The organism is Duganella sp. Dugasp78 (assembly GCF_059491455.1).
Genome location: NZ_CP168506.1, coordinates 2,689,649 through 2,707,088, shown reverse-complemented (window position 1 = coordinate 2,707,088; position 17,440 = coordinate 2,689,649). Strand labels below are relative to the sequence as shown.

General features: G+C 64.5%; 15 protein-coding genes and 1 pseudogene. 6 read left to right on the top strand and 10 right to left on the bottom strand.

Going from position 1 to position 17,440, the window contains the following annotated elements; all coding sequences use genetic code 11:
- Positions 1-5: 5 nt before the first annotated feature.
- Complete coding sequence (locus ACEN9O_RS11970; RefSeq protein WP_495617756.1) at positions 6-1,199, bottom strand: alkaline phosphatase family protein; 1,194 nt, start codon at positions 1,197-1,199, stop codon at positions 6-8.
- A 156-nt stretch (positions 1,200-1,355) separates the two neighbouring features.
- Positions 1,356-2,399 (bottom strand): phosphoribosylformylglycinamidine cyclo-ligase, encoded by a 1,044-nt coding sequence (purM, locus tag ACEN9O_RS11965; RefSeq protein ID WP_495617755.1) that lies wholly within the window; start codon positions 2,397-2,399, stop codon positions 1,356-1,358.
- A 161-nt stretch (positions 2,400-2,560) separates the two neighbouring features.
- On the opposite strand from purM, the gene ACEN9O_RS11960 reads away from it, so the two are divergent.
- The 6 genes from ACEN9O_RS11960 to panB all read left to right on the top strand — a co-directional run bounded on the left by ACEN9O_RS11960 (position 2,561) and on the right by panB (position 7,977).
- A complete protein-coding gene (locus ACEN9O_RS11960; protein WP_495617754.1) occupies positions 2,561-3,655 on the top strand; it encodes an AI-2E family transporter in 1,095 nt (364 codons plus the stop codon).
- A gap of 48 nt (positions 3,656-3,703) precedes the next feature.
- Complete coding sequence (hda, locus tag ACEN9O_RS11955) at positions 3,704-4,390, top strand: DnaA regulatory inactivator Hda (RefSeq protein WP_116992108.1); 687 nt, start codon at positions 3,704-3,706, stop codon at positions 4,388-4,390.
- Positions 4,391-4,400: 10 nt separating this feature from the next.
- Positions 4,401-5,072, top strand: a complete 672-nt coding sequence (locus ACEN9O_RS11950) for a histidinol-phosphatase (protein ID WP_495617753.1) — start codon at positions 4,401-4,403, stop codon at positions 5,070-5,072.
- The gene (pcnB, locus tag ACEN9O_RS11945; RefSeq protein ID WP_495617752.1) at positions 5,065-6,462 is read left to right on the top strand and encodes a polynucleotide adenylyltransferase PcnB; all 1,398 of its coding nucleotides are present in this window, start codon (positions 5,065-5,067) and stop codon (positions 6,460-6,462) included. The genes ACEN9O_RS11950 and pcnB overlap by 8 nt, the downstream gene beginning before the upstream one ends.
- Positions 6,463-6,559: 97 nt before the next feature.
- Positions 6,560-7,030, top strand: coding sequence for a 2-amino-4-hydroxy-6-hydroxymethyldihydropteridine diphosphokinase (gene folK / locus ACEN9O_RS11940; protein WP_495618462.1), 471 nt, complete (start codon positions 6,560-6,562; stop codon positions 7,028-7,030).
- 95 nt (positions 7,031-7,125) lie between these two features.
- Positions 7,126-7,977 (top strand): 3-methyl-2-oxobutanoate hydroxymethyltransferase, encoded by an 852-nt coding sequence (gene panB / locus ACEN9O_RS11935; protein WP_495617751.1) that lies wholly within the window; start codon positions 7,126-7,128, stop codon positions 7,975-7,977.
- On the opposite strand, the gene ACEN9O_RS11930 is transcribed toward panB, so the two are convergent.
- From ACEN9O_RS11930 to ACEN9O_RS11895, 8 genes and pseudogenes are all read right to left on the bottom strand, one after another.
- Positions 7,937-8,467: a PIN domain-containing protein gene (locus tag ACEN9O_RS11930; protein WP_495617750.1), complete on the bottom strand. Its 531-nt coding sequence runs from the start codon at positions 8,465-8,467 to the stop codon at positions 7,937-7,939. The genes panB and ACEN9O_RS11930 overlap by 41 nt on opposite strands.
- Positions 8,448-9,515, bottom strand: coding sequence for a helix-turn-helix domain-containing protein (locus ACEN9O_RS11925; protein ID WP_495617749.1), 1,068 nt, complete (start codon positions 9,513-9,515; stop codon positions 8,448-8,450). The genes ACEN9O_RS11930 and ACEN9O_RS11925 overlap by 20 nt, the downstream gene beginning before the upstream one ends.
- An 81-nt stretch (positions 9,516-9,596) precedes the next feature.
- Positions 9,597-10,362 (bottom strand): annotated as a pseudogene (locus tag ACEN9O_RS11920) (PLP-dependent aminotransferase family protein).
- Positions 10,363-10,364: 2 nt separating this feature from the next.
- The gene (locus tag ACEN9O_RS11915; protein WP_495617748.1) at positions 10,365-11,702 is read right to left on the bottom strand and encodes a glutamine synthetase family protein; all 1,338 of its coding nucleotides are present in this window, start codon (positions 11,700-11,702) and stop codon (positions 10,365-10,367) included.
- A 9-nt stretch (positions 11,703-11,711) separates the two neighbouring features.
- A complete protein-coding gene (gene glnT / locus ACEN9O_RS11910) occupies positions 11,712-13,091 on the bottom strand; it encodes a type III glutamate--ammonia ligase (protein ID WP_495617747.1) in 1,380 nt (459 codons plus the stop codon).
- Entirely contained in the window at positions 13,073-14,560 is a 1,488-nt protein-coding gene (locus ACEN9O_RS11905) for an aldehyde dehydrogenase (protein WP_495617746.1), read from the bottom strand. The genes glnT and ACEN9O_RS11905 overlap by 19 nt, the downstream gene beginning before the upstream one ends.
- A gap of 20 nt (positions 14,561-14,580) precedes the next feature.
- The gene (locus tag ACEN9O_RS11900; protein ID WP_495617745.1) at positions 14,581-16,032 is read right to left on the bottom strand and encodes an aspartate aminotransferase family protein; all 1,452 of its coding nucleotides are present in this window, start codon (positions 16,030-16,032) and stop codon (positions 14,581-14,583) included.
- 22 nt (positions 16,033-16,054) lie between these two features.
- Positions 16,055-17,425, bottom strand: a complete 1,371-nt coding sequence (locus tag ACEN9O_RS11895) for a glutamine synthetase family protein (RefSeq protein ID WP_495617744.1) — start codon at positions 17,423-17,425, stop codon at positions 16,055-16,057.
- Positions 17,426-17,440: the final 15 nt, after the last annotated feature.

Here is a 17,440-nt window from a genome sequence, read left to right as displayed (position 1 = left end):
TACACCTACGGCGCCAGCGCCGGCAGCAGCGGTGTGATGTCGCCGTCGGACGGCAGCGGCGCCAGGTTCAGCAGGCGCATCAGCAGCGGGTAGACATCCACGTTGTCGAACGCCGGCAACACCACGCCCGGCTTGAAGGCCGGGCCGGCGGCGATGAAGATGGCGCCCATCTCCGGCGCCGCGTTGTCGTAGCCGTGCGCGCCACCCTTCATGCGCGCCATGTCGCCGAAGGTCAGCATCCAGCCGGTCTCGGCCAGGCAGAGAAAGGCCGGCACGCGCGCATTGTGTCCGTACGCCAGCCGCGCCGGCAGCTCGTCCTTGCGCCAGCACTGCATATGCTCCAGCGGCTTGAGCAGCGCCGCCGCCAGTTGCGCTTCGCGGCCGGGCATCGCTTCCATGCCGGCATACGGACCGCTGACCACCTTGCGGTAGCTGCCCTCCGGCAGCAGCCGGTCCATGCGCACCACGCGGTCAAGGCTCACCGGCGCCATGCCGTGATCGGAGACGACCACGATGTTGGCGTCCAGATGGCGCTTGGCCAGCCCGTCCAGCAGCTGGCCGACGGCCTGGTCCGCCACCGCCACGGCCGCCGTGGTCTGCTCTGCGGCGGGGCCGTAGGTGTGGCCGGCATGGTCGACATCATCCAAGTACAAGGTGGCGAAGCCGAGCGGCTCCACGTCCGCACGGCCCAGCCACGACAACAGCCGCTCGGTGCGCGCGGTGGCCGGCAGCTTGCCGTTGAACTGCGGCGCCACCGTCGGCCGCACGCCGTGGATCGCCGCCTCCGAACCGGGCCAGAACATGGTGCCGCTGCGGATGCCGTGCAGCTCGGCCGTCACCCACACCGGCTCGGCCTGGTCCCACCAGCGGCGGTCGGTGACGGCGGCCGGGTTGTCCAGGCTGAAGCGCGCGCCGGGGAGCGCCGCGTCCTCCATATTGTTGTCGACGATGCCGTGATGGTCGGGCCGCAGTCCGGTCACCAGCGTGTAGTGGTTCGGGAAGGTAATCGAGGGGAACGAGGGCCGCATCGCCACCGCCCGCGCACCGCCGGCGGCCAGCCGGTTCAGGTTGGGCGTGACGCCGCGCTCCAGGTAGTCGGTCCGCATGCCGTCGATCGACACCAGGATCGTCAACGGCGCGGCGTGCGCCGCCGCGCAGCAGCTGACGGCCAGCATGCCGAGAATTTTTTTAAAGGTCATAGGCGTCTCTTAACCCCGTGTGCTTTTTGCGATACGCGAGCCGCGCCGCTTAGGGGACGGACCCCGCATGGGGTCCGTCCCCGCTTGGCCGTGCGGGGTAAAAAAAAAGCGGACGACGCCGGGGCGTGGTCCGCTTTTCAGGAAAATAACTATCGCTTAAACAACGATGGTCTGGTGTTCGTCGCCGACGCGGGCGCGGATGGCGCCGATCGTGTAGACGGTCTCGCCGGCAGCTTGCAGCTGGGCGATGGCGGCTGCGGCGTTTTCTTTCGAGACGATGACGGTCATGCCGATGCCGCAGTTGAATACGCGGTGCATTTCAGCGTCGGCCACGCCGCCGTGCTGCTGCAGCCAGGTGAACAGCGGCGGCATGGTCCACGACTTGCCGTTCAGCTCGGCCACCAGGCCAGGCTGCAGCACGCGCGGGATGTTCTCGACCAGGCCGCCGCCGGTGATGTGCACCATGCCCTTGACTTCCATCGAGGCCATCAGCGCCAGCAATGGCTTGACGTAGATGCGGGTCGGCTGCATCAGCACGTCGGCCAGCCTGCGGCCGTGGAAGTCGCCTTCCAGGTCCGGCTTGGCCACTTCGATGATCTTGCGCACCAGCGAGTAGCCGTTGGAGTGCACGCCCGACGAGGCCAGGCCCAGGATGACGTCGCCCGGAGCGATCTTGGTGCCGTCGATGATCTGCGATTTTTCCACCGCGCCGACCGCGAAGCCAGCCAGGTCGTATTCGCCGGCCGGGTACATGGACGGCATTTCCGCCGTCTCGCCGCCGATCAGCGCGCAGCCAGCCTGCTCGCAGCCCTGGGCGATGCCCTTGATGACGTCGGTGGCGATGGCCACGTCCAGCTTGCCGCAGGCGAAGTAGTCGAGGAAGAACAGCGGCTCGGCGCCCTGCACCAGGATGTCGTTGACGCTCATGGCGACCAGGTCGATGCCGACCGTGTCGTGGCGGTTCAGCTCGAACGCCAGTTTCAGCTTGGTGCCCACGCCGTCGGTACCGGAGACCAGCACCGGCTCCTTGTACTTCTTGCTGATCTCGAACATGGCGCCGAAACCGCCCAAGCCGCCCATCACGCCTTCGCGCAGGGTGCGCTTGGCAAAAGGCTTGATCGCTTCGACTAAAGCGTCGCCCGCGTCGATATCGACGCCGGCGTCACGGTAGGACAGGGAAACATTAGAAGTTTGGCTCATGGTGTATTTCGCAGCGGAGGCGGTAAAATAGAAGGCGGAGACCTGTTTCGTATTAAAAAACTACGAAAATGCGCAAAAAGCAGCGCAATAACCCGGTCAATCCGCTATTTTATCAAAATGCCCCGTCCAACAGCCGTTTTTAACCATCTAAATCACTTTCCATGCCATTTCCCCTCTCGGTAGAGCAAAAGCAAACGGCATTCTGGGTAGCGGTCTGGGCGGCATTCTTCCTCTTGCTGGTCACTTTGGGCCCGGTGCTGACGCCCTTCCTGGCCGCCGCCATCATCGCCTACGCACTCAATCCGGGCGTCGATTTCCTCGACCACCTGCATCTACGGCTGGGCCGCCTGAAAATGCGGGTGCCGCGCGCGCTGTCGGTGCTGATCGTGGTGGTGCTGTTCTTCGCCGCCATCGCCGCGCTGGTGCTGATCGTGGTGCCGGTGCTGCAGAAGGAAATCCCCCTGCTGCAGGCGCAGATCCCCGCCTTCCTGGCCAAGGCCAACGACCTGCTGGGCCCCAAGCTGCAGGAAATGGGCGTCAAGGTGCGCCTCGACAGCGACGGTATCAAGAAGCTGGTGTCGCAGCAGATGGCCACCAGCGGCGACGAGATCTGGACCGCCGTGCTCAATTCGGCCCGCGTCGGCGGCACCGCGGTGCTGGGCTGGATCGCCACGCTGGTGCTGATCCCGGTGGTGCTGTTCTACCTGCTGCTGGACTGGCACCCGATGCTGGCCCGCATCGCCGGCGCCGTGCCGCGCCGCTGGATCAGCGCCACCATGAATATGGCCGAGGAGGTCGACACCCTGCTGGCCCAGTACCTGCGCGGCCAGCTGCTGGTGATGTTCGTGCTGGCGGTGTACTACTCGGCGGCGCTGGCGATCGCCGGCTTCGACGTCGCGCTGCCGGTCGGTATCATCACCGGCCTGCTGGTGTTCATCCCCTACCTGGGCTTCGGCCTGGGCCTGGTGCTGGCGCTGATTTCGGCGGTGCTGCAATTTACCGACTGGAGCGGCGTGATCGCGGTGGCCGGCATCTATGGCGCCGGCCAGGTGCTGGAGGGCTTCTTCCTCACGCCGCGCTTGGTGGGCGAACGCATCGGCCTCAATCCGCTGGCGGTGATCTTCGCCTTGCTGGCCTTCGGCCAGCTGTTCGGCTTTGTCGGCGTGCTGCTGGCCTTGCCCGCTTCGGCGGTGCTGATGGTGGCATTTAAGCATCTGCGCCGCCACTACCTGAGCAGCAGCTTCTATAATGCGTGACGTGGAACAGAAAAACGTTATGCAAAAGATTACAAACAGGCGAACGCCATGAAACAGCTGGTGCTCGATTTAGGCGCGGACCAGGCGCACAGCCTCGCATCGTTCGAGGTGGGACAGAATGCCGAAGCGGCAGCGCTGATGGCGCAGTTCGCCGACCGCACGTCGCGCGAGCACTTCGCCTACCTGTGGGGCGCCGGCGGGGTCGGCAAGACCCACCTGCTCAAGGCCCTGGCCAGCGCCGGCGGCGAGGCCGAGCAGCTGCGCGCGCGCTACATCTCGCCGTTTTCCATCGAGTCCGAATTCGTCTACTCGCCGGAGGTGGACCTGTACCTGCTGGACGACTGCGAGAAGCTGTCGCCGCTGGCGCAGATCGACGCCTTCGCGCTGTTCAATGAAATCCGCGCCAACCACGCCTTCATGGTGTGCAGCGGCGCGGTGGCGCCGGCGGTGCTGCCGGTGCGTGAGGACCTGCGCACCCGCATGGGCTGGGGCCTGATCTACCAGATCCACGGCCTGACCGACGACGAAAAGGTGGCCGCGCTGACCGCCGCCGCCACCGCCCGCGGCTTGACGCTGTCGCCCGGCGTGATACCCTACCTGCTGTCCCATTTTCAGCGCGACATGCGGTCGCTGTCGACGATGCTGGACTCTCTGGACCAATATTCCCTGGAAACCCAACGCCCGATCACCCTGCCGCTGCTGCGCGAGTGGTTGCAGGCGGAAGCTAAAGAATGACGAAGCCTGCATGAACCTAGCCTTATTTGACCTCGACCACACGCTGCTGCCGATCGACTCCGACTACGAGTGGGGCCAGTTCCTGGTGCGCATCGGCGCGGTGGACGCCGCCGAATTCGCCCGCCGCAACGATGAATTCTTCGCCCAGTACCAGGCCGGCACGCTGGACCCGGTGGAATACCTGGAGTTCTCGCTCGGCACCCTGGCCTCCTTCCCGCAGGACCGCCTGCAGGCCATGCAGGAGCAGTACATGGCCGAAGTGGTGCTGCCGGCGATCCGCCCGTCGGCGCGCGCGCTGCTGCAAAAGCACATCGACGCCGGCGACCTGGTGGCCATCGTCACCGCCACCAACCACTTCGTCACCGCGCCGATCGCCAAGGCGCTGGGCGTGGAGCACCTGATCGCGGCCATGCCGGAGGTGGATGCCGACGGCAAGCTGACCGGCAAGCTGCTCGGCACCCCGACCCAGGGCGCGGGCAAGGTCGCGCACACCAAGGCCTGGCTGGCGAAGATGGACAAGAAGCTGGAAGACTTCGGCACCGTCCACTTCTACAGCGATTCGCACAACGACCTGCCGCTGATGTCCATCGTCAGCCACCCGGTGGCGACCAACCCCAACGCCGCACTGAAAACGCACGCCACAGCCCAAGGCTGGCCATTAATTGACCTATTCAATGATTAAGAAACTGATCCGCAAAATCCTCGGCACCAAGAGCAAGGCACGCGACACCAGCACGCCGGTGGTGCTGGGCCCCGAAGCCCACGGCATCGATCCGCGCCTGCTGTCGTCGAACGCGGTGCGCGTCACCAGCACCCTGCAGGAAGCCGGCTACGAAGCCTTCGTGGTCGGCGGCGCCGTGCGCGACCTGCTGCTGGGCGTGAAGCCGAAAGACTTCGACATCGCCACCAACGCCACGCCGGAGCAGGTCAAGCGCCTGTTCCGCCGCGCCTTCATCATCGGCAAGCGCTTCCAGATCGTGCACGTGATGTTCGGCCAGGATTTGCTGGAGGTGACCACCTTCCGCGGCACCACGCTGGACAACGCGCCCAAGGATGAACACGGCCGCGTCCTGCGTGACAACACCTTCGGCTCGCAGGCGGAGGACGCGGTGCGCCGCGACTTCACCATCAACGCCATGTACTACAACCCGGCCAACCAGCAGGTACTGGACTATCACGGCGGCGTGGAGGACATCCGCGCCAGGACGCTGCGCATCATCGGCCAGCCGGAAGCGCGCTACCGCGAAGACCCGGTGCGCATGCTGCGCGTGGTGCGCTTCGCGGCCAAGCTCAAATTCACCATCGAACCGAATACCGGCGCGCCGATCCCGGTCATGGCTTCGCTGATCGACAACGTGCCTGCGGCGCGCGTGTTCGACGAGATGCTCAAGCTGTTGATGAGCGGCCAGGCACTGGCCTGCCTGCAGCAGCTGCGCAAGGAAGGCCTGCACCACGGCCTGCTGCCGCTGCTGGACGTGGTGCTGGAGCAGCCGCTGGGCTTCAAGTTCGTGACGCTGGCGCTCGATTCGACCGACGCCCGCATCCACGCCGGCAAAACCGTATCACCGGGCTTCCTGTTTGCGTCGCTGCTGTGGCACCAGGTGCTGGAGAAGTGGACCGCCTACCGCGCCGCCGGCGAGCAGACCATCCCCGCGCTGCACCTGGCCGCCGACGACGTGCTCGATTCGCAGACCGAGAAGCTGGCCTTGCAGCGCAAGATCGGTTCCGACATGCGCGACATCTGGTCGATGCAGCCGCGCTTCGAGCGCCGCAGCGGCAAGTCGCCGCACAAGCTGCTGGAGCACCTGCGCTTCCGCGCCGGCTACGACTTCCTGCTGCTGCGCTGCGCCTCCGGCGAGATCGACGCCGAACTGGGCGAATGGTGGACCGCGTTCTATGAAGGCGACGAGGCCACCCGCGAAGACCTGATCGCATCGGCCAACCAGCCTGCGGGCGCCGGCGGCGCCAAGCGCAAACGCGCACCGCGTCGCGGTGGCCGCAGCAAAGGCGGCGCCGAAGGCGGCAACGCTGGCGGCGCTTCCGGCGACGGCGGCCAGGGCGGCGGCGACTAAGCAGCGCCATCGCATCGTGAACAACATCAGCACCAACGGCAGCCCTTCGGCCGCGCTCACCGCGCAGCCGGATGATGGTGCGCCGTTCGCCTTCACCATCGCCTACATCGGCATCGGCGCCAACCTGGGCGACGCGCGCAGCAACGTGGCCGACGCGCTGGAGCGCCTGCAACGCCTGCCCGGCTGCACGCTGATGGCGGCGTCGGGCCTGTACCGCACCGCGCCGATCGACTCCAGCGGCGACGACTACATCAACGCCGTGGCCCGCATCGCCACCACGCTGGACGCCGAGGCGCTGCTGCAAGCGCTGCACGGCATCGAGCAGGCGCATGGCCGCGAGCGGCCCTACCGCAACGCCCCGCGCACGCTGGACCTGGACCTGCTGCTGTACGACGACCAGCAGATCGCCAGCGCCACGCTGACGGTGCCGCATCCGCGCATGACCGAGCGCGCCTTCGTGCTGGTGCCGCTGCTGGAACTGGCGCCGGCCATCCACATCCCCGGCCGCGGCGCGGCGCAGGACTATGCCGCAGCGGTAGCCGACCAGGGCATCAGCCCCATTATTTGACTCCCCAGCACGCGATAGTATTCGGGACTACACTATCGAGTTGCCATCACATCTTTAAAGGATTTCCCATGTCTGGTTATTTGCAAGGAAACGAAATGGCTGCGAGCCAAAAGCCTGCCGCCACCACCGCACCTGCACCGGCCAAAGCGGTCGCCAACAAGGCAGTCACCATACCCGCGCTGGCGACCCTGCGCGCGGCCGGTGAAAAGATCACCATGCTGACCTGCTACGACGCCAGCTTCGCCTCGCTGATGGACCGCTGCGGCGTCGAGATCCTGCTGATCGGCGATTCGCTGGGCATGGTCTGCAATGGGCACCAGTCGACGCTGCCGGTGACGGTGGCCGAAGTGGCCTACCACACGGCCGCTGTGGCGCGCGGCAGCAAGTCGGCGATGATCCTGGCGGACATGCCGTTCGGCGCCTACGGCACGCCGGAAACCGCGTACGCCAACGCCGTGCAGCTGATGCAGGCCGGCGCGCACATGGTCAAGCTGGAAGGCGGCGCCTGGCTGGCCGACACCGTGCGCTTCCTGACCGACCGCGCGGTGCCGGTCTGCGCCCACCTCGGCCTGACGCCACAATCGGTGCATCAGCTGGGCGGCTACAAGGTGCAGGGCAAGACCACCGAAAGCGCCGAGCTGCTGAAGGCGGACGCGTTGAAGATGCAGGCCGCCGGCGCCTCGCTGCTGGTGCTGGAGGCGATCCCCACGCAGCTGGGCAAGGAAGTGACGGAGCTGCTGGCGATACCGACCATCGGCATCGGCGCGGGCCCCGATTGTTCGGGTCAGGTGCTGGTGATGCACGACCTGCTGGGCGTATTCCCGGGCCGGAAGGCGCGCTTCGTGAAGAACTTCATGGAAGGCCAGACCAGCATCGACGCTGCCGTCACCGCCTACGTCACCGCCGTCAAGGACGGCAGCTTCCCGGCGCTGGAGCACTGCTTCTAAGGTCTTGTGGAATCCTGGCCGGCCAGCAGTAACTCGGCCTGATCCCAAGGCAGCCTGCGGCCGCTATCGCGCATGCGCTGATATGCGGCCGTGCCACCGTCTTTGAGATTTTCCCTGCTCGTACCATCTCCGTCACCAGCCAGAGCGTTCCGCATACTTCCACGCCCTCCGCTTCGGCGGCTGCACGCAAATCCTTGTCTCCAGTCAGCAGCGGGCATGCTTCCGCAGCCGCCAACGCCAGTGCAAGGAGATCGTTACGCCCCGGTCGCGGGTAGCGCCGTACGAGCATCATCGCGTTGGCCACCGCATCTGAGTCCAGCGTCATCGGCACCAAGCCCAAGTCGAGCAATCCGACGTGTTGCTCTTCCAGTTCTTCTACATACAGAACATCAGGTACGGCAAACCGATATTCCATACTGAACATCGGTGCCAACAAGCCGCCGACGTCCATATCAATCAGTATGTTGGCGTCACTGATAAGGAGCAGCATTGCCGCTTTCTAGTGATCGCATTTTACGAAAAGCGCTAATCGGCATACGCATCAATTCCGCCGCCTTGGATTCGCCGATGTAGTCCTCCGCCAGCGCGTGGAATATCAGCTGCTCGAAGACGTGGGGCTGCTCTACTGGATATGGTGCGCCAGGCTCCGTCAGATGCCAGCCCTTCAGACGGAACTGGCGTGCCTGCTCATCGCGCCATGCCGGACTAACGATGCCAAGATCGCGGGCGCGATACAGCAGGCCGCCCATGCTGAGGCCAAACTCCTCCTTCAACAAAGCCAGCTCCTTAAGTTCGATGAAGCTGCGCCGTGGCCCCAACTCTTGCAACGCGGACTGGCGCGGCACCAGGAAAGCGCCGGCAAACCGATTGCATGCCACCTCCTCATCAATGTGCTCGGCCAGACGCCCTGCCAGCATTAAATGTCCCAGCTCGTGTGCCAGCGTGAACCGCTGCAGGTCCCCCGGCCAGTTACGGCCAACCACGATCACGGGCATCTTGTGAACGGCAGCCGCCAAGCCATCAAATTTAGGGTCCGCATTGGCATCGATCATGAACACCCGGATGCCATGCGTCTCCAGCGCATCGATCAACTCAGGAATCGGCGCATAGCCCAGTGCCCACGCATTGCGTACTTGCTCGGCTGCGTCTTCGATCTGCGACAGATCAGATATCTTCTTCGGCAACCCGGCCACAGGAGAAAACTCTTTCAACGGAGGCGTCGGGAACAATGCCTCCAACTCGATGCGCCGCTCGATCTGATCGATAACCTCATGCTCGATGGCTTCCAGGCGCTTCTTGGGCAAGGAACTACGCTTGCGGTACTCGACGCGCTCCAATGCGACCGTCTCTGACCGGAAGAAATATTCGGTCCGAACCTGCAGCGCCTTCGCGAGTTTGAGGAGTGTGGCAGAAGTTGGTACGGCCAACTCGTCTTCGTACTTCTTGATCGCGGCATGAGACAAATCGACCTTGACCGCGAGTTCACGCAACGATAAGCCGGCCGCCTTACGCGCCCGGAACAGCCGTTGACCAATCATGATTTACCTCCAGAACCGTGCGATTGCGGTTTACATTTTCATTTATAATATACCATTTTGTAAACCATCGCTTAATCTGCGTCAAACGAATTCGGACAGGCAGGCGTCAAACGCCACCAGCAGTTGCTTGATGTCGCGCTCACCGGTAGCCGGGCAGACCAGCAGCATATTGTGGAACGGCGTGATCAGCAGGCCACGATTGAGCAGGTAGAGGTGGATGATCTGCTCAAGCTAGCCGTCCAGTATCGCTTGCGCCTGCGTGCCGTGTTGCGACGCGGTGGGTGTGAACTGGAATTCGGTGCGGGCGCCGATCCGGGTGACGCACCACGGCAGTTTGTGGCGCGCGCTCACGGCGCGCAGGCCTTCCGCTAGCTGGGCCGCCAGCGCGAACATGTGCTGGTAGGCGTCCGCCGTCATCACCTGTTCCAGATTGGCGCGCATCGCGGCCATCGCGAACATGTTGGCGCTTAGCGTGGTGCCGACGCCGGAGTGACCGGGGGGCGCATCGCGCTTGGCCCGCTCCACTCGCCGCGCCAGTTCTTCCGTAAATCCATAGCACCGGCTGCGGCGCGTGGCCGAACATGGCACCGGTGTCGCCGAGGCAGAAGTCGATGTATTCGTGGCCATCGGCGTCGCGGAAGCGCGCGCCGGAGGCCTCGCTCACCGTCAGCGCGAACGGCGTGGACCAGTCGTTCATCCAGTGCATCGGCACGCCGAACAGCAGATGCTGTGCGGCGTGCCCGGCCAATCGCGCCGATTCGGGATTGCGCGCGATGTAGCTGGCGCGCTCGGCGGCGGTCAGCGCTTGCGCGCGCGGCCAGTTCAATCCGTCGCGGGTGTCGGCCATGGTTACACCAGCAGCATCAGGTGCTCGCGCTCCCAGGAGCTGATCACGCGGCTGTAGGTGGCGAATTCAAGCTCCTTCACTTCGCAGAAGGCCTGGACGAACAGCTCACCCAGGATTTCGCCCAGCGGCTTGCATTCGCGCAGGCGCAGGATGGCGTCCTCCAGATTGCGCGGCAGCTGGTCGTGCACATGCTCGGCGCTGTCGGCGGTCGGCGCCGATGGCGTCAGGCCTTGCGTCATGCCGAGGTAGCCGCAGGCCAGCGTGGCGGCCATCGCCAGATAAGGATTGACGTCCACGCCCGGCACGCGGTTCTCCACGCGCCGGTTGAGCGGCGAGGAGTTGGGAATGCGGATGCCGCAGGTGCGGTTGTCGTAGCCCCAGTGGACATTGGTCGGCGCCGACATGAAGCGCGACAGCCGCCGATACGAATTCACATGCGGCGCAAACAGCAGCGTGGCCGCCGCCGCGTACTGTTCCAGCCCTGCGATATAGTTGAAGAACAAATCGCTGGCCTCGCCGTCGGCACGGCTGAAGATATTCGTACCGGTCGCGACATCCAATATGCTCTGGTGGATGTGCATCGCGCTGCCGGGCTCCGTCTCCATCGGCTTGGCCATGAAGGTGGCGAAGATCCCGTGCCGCAGCGCGGTCTCCCGCACCGCGCGCTTGAACAGAAACACGCGGTCGGCCAGCTCCAGCGCATCGCCGTGCGTGAAATTGATCTCCATCTGCCCCGCGCCCGACTCATGGATCAGCGTCTCCACGCCCAGCTCGTGCTGCTTGCAGAAGGTGGACAGCTCCAGGAAGAAGGGATCGAAATCGTTGACAGCATCGATCGAATACGACTGCCGGCCGGATTCCGTCTTGCCGCTACGGCCCAACGGTGGCGTCAGCGGCTCGTGCGGATTGCTGCTGCGCGCGACCAGATAGAACTCCATCTCCGGCGCCACCACTGGCTGCCAGCCGCGCTCCGCGTACAGCTTGAGCACCTTGCGTAGCACGGCGCGCGGCGACAGGCCGACCGGCGATCCGTCGAAGTCCTGGCAATCATGGATCACCAGCGCGACGTTCTCCGCCGCCCACGGCACCTGCCGCAGCGTGGCCAGGTCCGGCACGCAGATCATATCGGGATCGGTGGCGCCGACGTAAGGCAGGTTGTTGGGCTGCTCGCCGTTGACGGTGTTGAGCAATACGCTCTTGGGCAGGCGCATCTCGCCTTCGCTGAGGAACAAGTCCTTGGGCAGGATCTTGCCGCGGGCGATGCCGGTCATGTCGGCGATCACACACTCCACTTCGTGAATGTTGCGGTCGCGTAGAAAGTCCTTCATGGCCTGACTCATTGCTTACTCCTAGAAGCGGTCGAGATAGCGCTTGGTTTCCCAGGCGCTGACGTGTTGACTGTATTCGATCCATTCGGCGCTCTTCAGTGCCACAAACTCGTTGACGATCTCCGTGCCCAAGGCATCGGCCAGCACCGCGTCGGCCTTCAGCGCGGCCGCCGCGACGCCAAGGTTTTGCGGCAGCAGCGTCAGTCCCAGTTCCGCGCGCGCGGCATCGGACATTTCATACACGTCCTGATTGACAGGTTCCGCAGCTTCGAGCGCCCGGTCGATGCCGTCCAGCCCCGCCGCGATCACGCCGGCCAGCGCCAGGTAGGGATTGGCCGAACTATCCGGCAAGCGCCATTCGATGCGCTGGTAGACCACACGCGCGACCGTGGTGCGGTTGTTGTCGCCGTAGCCGATGAAGGCGGGCGCCCAGCTGGTACCGGACAGCGACTGCCCGCACATTAATCGTTTATACGAATTGACCGTCGGCGCGCACAACGCGGTCAGCGCCGGCGCGTGATGCAGCAGGCCCGCCATGAAGTGATAAGCCAGCGACGACAGGCCGAGATCGCGCCCGCCCGGTTCCCTCTCCTCGCCCAGCGCGAACAAGGGCTTGCCGGCGACATTCGCCAGCGACAAATGGAAATGCAGGCCGCTGCCGGGACGGTCGGCAAAGGGCTTGGGCATCATCGAGAACAGCATGCCCTCCTCTTCGGCGATATGCTGCGCCGCCATTTTGAAGAGCATGAAATTGTCCGCCGCCTTGAGCGCGTCGGCGTACTTGTAATTGACTTCGAACTGGCCGGTCGCATCCTCGTGATCGATCTGGAACACGCCCAGTCCGCACTGGTCCAGTGACGTCGTCAGCTTCTCGATGAAGCCGCGCCGGCGCAGCAAACTCCTGGTGTCGTAGGATGGCTTTTCCAGCGTATCGGCGGCTTCGGCGTCGTAGCCGTTGACGCCTTTCTGCAGCAGGAAGAACTCCGGCTCCAGTCCCGCGTTCAAGGTCCAGCCGCGCTGCGCCAGACGCTCGACCTGCCGGCGCAATACCTGGCGCGGGCAGGCATCGAAAGGCTCGCCGGCCACATGGCCGTCCAGCACCACGCGCGCGTAGCCTGGCAGCCAGGGCATGACCTTCAAGGTGGAGAGGTCGGCGCGGCCATAGTATTCGGAGCGTGGGCCGGTGCGCGGCAAGCCCGTACCCCATATCGACGGCCCGGAGAATCCGGCGCCCGGCGAGACAATATCGTCCAGGTTCGCCAACGGTATCAGCTTGCCCTTGGCCGCGCCGTGGATGTCCGTGAACTGGGCGAACACGAAGCGCACGCCTTTCGAGGCCAGCTCGCGCTGCAGCGCTTCCGTCGAACGGACCGCCGTGCTGTCTAGCCGATTTGTATCCATGTAGTTTTCAGCTCGGTGTATTTGTCGAATGCATGCAGCGATTTGTCGCGGCCATTGCCGGACTGCTTGTAGCCGCCGAACGGCACGGTGATATCGTCGCCGTCGTACTGGTTGACGTGCACGGTGCCGGCGCGCAGCGCGCGCGAAGTCTGGATCGCCTTGCTGATGTCGGCCGTCCACACGGCGGCCTGCAAGCCGTAGGGCGTGGCGTTGGCCTGCTTGACCGCGTCCTCCACGTCGGTAAAGCTCAGCACCGACAACACCGGCCCGAAGATCTCTTCGCGCGCGATGGTCATGCTGCTGTCGACCTGGTCGAACAGCGTCGGCTCGACGTAGTAGCCGCCGGTGTCGGTGCGCGCCTGGCGTCCGCCGGAGAGCAGCTTGGCGCCGCCCGACTTGCCGGTTTCGATGTAGCCCATCACGGTCTTCAATTGCGTCGCATCGACGATGGCGCCCATGACGGTGTTCTCGTCGAGCGGATCGCCGGGCTGGAAGTCCGGCATCATCGCCATCGCCTTTTCGAGGAAGCGGTCCTTGATCGACGCTTCCACAAACAGGCGCGAAGGCGCGTTGCAGCTCTCGCCCTGGTTGAAGTAGATGGAGCCGATGGCCGCCTCCACCGCCTTGTCGAGATCCGGGCAATCGGCGCAGACGATATTGGCCGACTTGCCGCCCAATTCAGTCCAGGCCCGCTTCAGGTTGGACTGCCCGGCCATCTGCAAAATCTGCTTGCCGACGCGGGTGGAGCCTGTGAAGCCAATGCAGTCCACGTCCATGTGCAGGCCCAGCGCGGCGCCGGCTTCGTGGCCATAACCCGGCAGCACATTGAACACGCCCGGAGGGATGCCCGCCTCCAGAGCGATCTCCGCCAGCCGCAGCGCCGTCAGCGGCGACTTCTCGGAGGGCTTGAGCACCATGCTGTTCCCGGCGGCCAGCGCCGGCGCGATCTTCCACGCGGCCATGATCATCGGATAATTCCACGGCACGATGGCCGCCACCACGCCCACCGGTTCGCGCGTGATCAGCGCCAGGCTGTTGGCCGCCGTCGGCGCGATCTCGTCGTAGATCTTGTCGATCGCCTCGCCGTACCAGCGCAGGCAGTTGGCGGTCGCGCCCACGTCCACGCTCTGGCTGTACTTGATCGGCTTGCCCATGTCCAGCGTTTCGAGCAGCGCCAGTTCGGGGCCATATTTCTGCACCAGGTCCGCAAACTTGATCAGCGTGCGCTTGCGCTGCGCCGGCGATTTTCCGGCCCAGCGGCGGTCTTCGAAGGCGGCGCGCGCCGCGGCCACCGCCAGGTCGACATCGGCGCCGTCGCACCGCGCCATCATGCCCAGCTTGCGGCCATCGATCGGCGACAGGTTTTCAAACTGCTGTTCGGATTTGGCCCAAACGCGCTCGCCGCCGATGAAGGCGCGGCCGTCGATTTGCAGGCTGCTCGCCCGCTCGTGCCAGGAAGTTGTCGTCATATTCGTCTCCACTTCAGGATTTACAGCCAGCCGCGCTGCTGGAGGTCGGCGTAGGTCAGGTCGAGGCAATGGCGGATCAGCGCAACCATCTCGTCAATCTGGGCGCAGGTCATCACCAGCGGCGGCGCGATGATCATGCGGTCGCCCACGGCGCGCATGATCATGCCGTTGTTGAACATATAGCCACGGCAGACCATGCCCACCGCCTGCTCTTCGTCGAAGGGCACGTTCTCGTGCACGGTCGCGCCTTTGACACGCACCAGGTTCAGGCCAGCGACAAAGCCGCAGCTGTCAGCATAGCCAACCAGCGGGTGATCCGCCAGCTCGGCAAAACGCTTCTTCAGATATGGCCCGGTCTCGTTGCCGACGCGCTCGACCAGCTTCTCGTCTTCGATGATGCGAATGTTCTCCAGCGCGGCCGCGCAGGCGACCGGATGACCGGAATAGGTGAAGCCGTGATTGAACTCGCCGCCCTGCTCGATCAGCACATCGGCCACCCGGTCGCCGACCAGCACACCGCCCAGCGGCACATAGCCGGAGGTGACGCCCTTGGCGAAAGTGATCAGATCCGGCTTGATGCCGAACAGCTCGGACGCGAACCACTTGCCCAGCCGGCCGAAGCCGCAGATCACCTCATCGACGATCAGCAGGATGCCGTACTTGTCGCAGATGCGCTGGATCTCCGGCCAGTATGTGGCCGGCGGGATCACCACGCCGCCCGCGCCCTGTATCGGCTCGCCGATGAAGGCCGCGACCTTGTCAGGGCCGACCTCCAGGATTTTCTTCTCCAGCCACGAAGCCGCCTCGATGCCGAATTCGTCCTCCGTCATACCGCGACCGGATTCCAGATAGTTCGGCTGGCCGATGTGCACGATGCCGGGAATCGGCAAGCCGCCCTGCGCGTGCATGCCGTCCATGCCGCCCAGCGACGCGCCGGCCACGGTGCTGCCGTGGTAGGCGTTGTGGCGGCTGATGATGGTATGGCGCTCCTTGTAACTCAACACGTCCCAATAGCGGCGCACCATGCGCAGATTGGTGTCGTTGCCCTCCGAGCCGGAGCCGGTGAAGTAGACGTGGTTGAACTGCGGCGGCGATATCTTCACCAGCTTGGCGGCCAGTTGCACCGCCGGGATGTTGGTAGTGTTGAAGAAGCTGTTATAGAACGGCAGCGTCTCCATCTGCTTGTACACCGCCTCCGAAATGCTGGTGCGGCCGTAGCCGACGTTGACACACCAAAGGCCGGACATGCCGTCCAATACCTTCTTGCCCTGCGAGTCCCACAGATAGATGCCCTCGCCGCGCACCATGACGCGCGCGCCCTTTTCGCCGAGCGCCTTGTGGTCGGTGAAGGGATGCATATAGTGTGCCGTATCCAGCTTCTGGATGGCGGCGGTGTCATACAGCTCCGGACGCGCGGCGGCTTTTACCGACGAGACCAATGCGGCGCTTGGCGCCAATGAATTGTTCGACATAATGACTCCTGTCTCAAAATGATCAGACGTGCAGCAGCAAGTGCTCACGCTCCCACGGGCTGATGACGGTCATGAATTCCTGGTGCTCCAGATCCTTGATGGCGGCGTAGACGTCGATGAAGCGATCGCCCAGCACACTGCGCAGCTTGTCCTCGCCACGCAGCAGTTGCAGCGCTTCCGGCAAGCCTTGCGGCAGTTCGACCATCAGGTCATAGGCGCTGCCGACGGTCATCGGCGTAGGCTCCAGCTGCTCGGTCATGCCGAGGTAGCCGCAGGCCAGCGTGACCGCCAGCGCCAGGTAGGGATTGGCGTCCGCGCCGATGATACGGTTCTCCACGCGGCGATCCTGCACGCCCGATTCCGGCACGCGGAAACCGACGGTGCGGTTATCCATGCCCCACTGGATGTTGATCGGCGCCGCCGTGTGGCGCACGATGCGGCGGTACGAATTGACGTAAGGCGCAACGATCGCCATCGCCGACGGCATATAGCGTTGCAGGCCGCCGATGTAGTGCTTGAAGATCGGCGCGGCCGAGCCGTCGTCGGCGCTGAAGATGTTTTTGCCGGACTTGATGTCGACCACGCTCTGGTGCACGTGCATCGCCGATCCCGGCTCGCCTGCCATCGGCTTGGCCATGAAGGTGGCGTACATATCGTGCTTGAGCGCCGCCTCGCGCAAGGTGCGCTTGAAGAAGAACACCTTGTCGGCCAGGCCGAGCGGATCGCCGTGCAGGAAGTTGATCTCCATCTGGCCGGCGCCGATTTCGTGAATCAGCGTGTCGACGTCGAGGTTCATCATGTCGCAGTAATCGTAGATGTCTTCGAACAGCGGATCGAATTCATTCACGGCGTCGATGCTGTAGACCTGGCGGCTGGTCTCGGCGCGGCCGCTGCGGCCGATCGGTGGTTTCAAAGGCAGATCGGGATCGCTGTTCTTGGCGGTCAGGTAGAACTCCAGTTCCGGTGCCACCACCGGCTTCCAGCCTTTGTCGGCATACAGCTTGAGCACGCGGCGCAACACGGAGCGCGGCGCAAAATCGACCAGGCGGCCGTCGGAGAAGTAGCAGTCGTGGATGACCTGCGCGGTTGGGTCGGTGGCCCAAGGCACCATGGTGATGGTGGTTGGATCGGCCTTCAGGATCATGTCGCGGTCGGTGGTGGAGATGGCGCGGTCGTAGCCCGCGTCTTCCACCGGGTAGTTGCCGGTCACGGTCATGCCCAGCACCGCTTCAGGGATGCGCATGCCGCGCTCCTGGGTGAACTTACCGCGAGGGAGGATCTTCCCGCGCGCCACGCCGGTCAAGTCGGGGACCAGGCATTCGATTTCGGTGACGCGCTTCTCGTTGAGCCACAGGTCCATGTCGGTATAAGTAAAATTTTCGCGGATTGCCATGGTTCTCTTTCTGTT

Excerpts from the sequence above, each read along its gene's own strand:
- ACEN9O_RS11970 (WP_495617756.1), bottom strand. The coding sequence starts at position 1,199 with ATGACCTTTAAAAAAATTCTCGGCATGCTGGCCGTCAGCTGCTGCGCG.
- purM (WP_495617755.1), bottom strand. The coding sequence starts at position 2,399 with ATGAGCCAAACTTCTAATGTTTCCCTGTCCTACCGTGACGCCGGCGTC.
- ACEN9O_RS11960 (WP_495617754.1), top strand. The coding sequence starts at position 2,561 with ATGCCATTTCCCCTCTCGGTAGAGCAAAAGCAAACGGCATTCTGGGTA.
- hda (WP_116992108.1), top strand. The coding sequence starts at position 3,704 with ATGAAACAGCTGGTGCTCGATTTAGGCGCGGACCAGGCGCACAGCCTC.
- ACEN9O_RS11950 (WP_495617753.1), top strand. The coding sequence starts at position 4,401 with ATGAACCTAGCCTTATTTGACCTCGACCACACGCTGCTGCCGATCGAC.
- pcnB (WP_495617752.1), top strand. The coding sequence starts at position 5,065 with ATGATTAAGAAACTGATCCGCAAAATCCTCGGCACCAAGAGCAAGGCA.
- panB (WP_495617751.1), top strand. The coding sequence starts at position 7,126 with ATGGCTGCGAGCCAAAAGCCTGCCGCCACCACCGCACCTGCACCGGCC.
- ACEN9O_RS11930 (WP_495617750.1), bottom strand. The coding sequence starts at position 8,467 with ATGCTGCTCCTTATCAGTGACGCCAACATACTGATTGATATGGACGTC.
- ACEN9O_RS11925 (WP_495617749.1), bottom strand. The coding sequence starts at position 9,515 with ATGATTGGTCAACGGCTGTTCCGGGCGCGTAAGGCGGCCGGCTTATCG.
- ACEN9O_RS11915 (WP_495617748.1), bottom strand. The coding sequence starts at position 11,702 with ATGAGTCAGGCCATGAAGGACTTTCTACGCGACCGCAACATTCACGAA.
- glnT (WP_495617747.1), bottom strand. The coding sequence starts at position 13,091 with ATGGATACAAATCGGCTAGACAGCACGGCGGTCCGTTCGACGGAAGCG.
- ACEN9O_RS11905 (WP_495617746.1), bottom strand. The coding sequence starts at position 14,560 with ATGACGACAACTTCCTGGCACGAGCGGGCGAGCAGCCTGCAAATCGAC.
- ACEN9O_RS11900 (WP_495617745.1), bottom strand. The coding sequence starts at position 16,032 with ATGTCGAACAATTCATTGGCGCCAAGCGCCGCATTGGTCTCGTCGGTA.
- ACEN9O_RS11895 (WP_495617744.1), bottom strand. The coding sequence starts at position 17,425 with ATGGCAATCCGCGAAAATTTTACTTATACCGACATGGACCTGTGGCTC.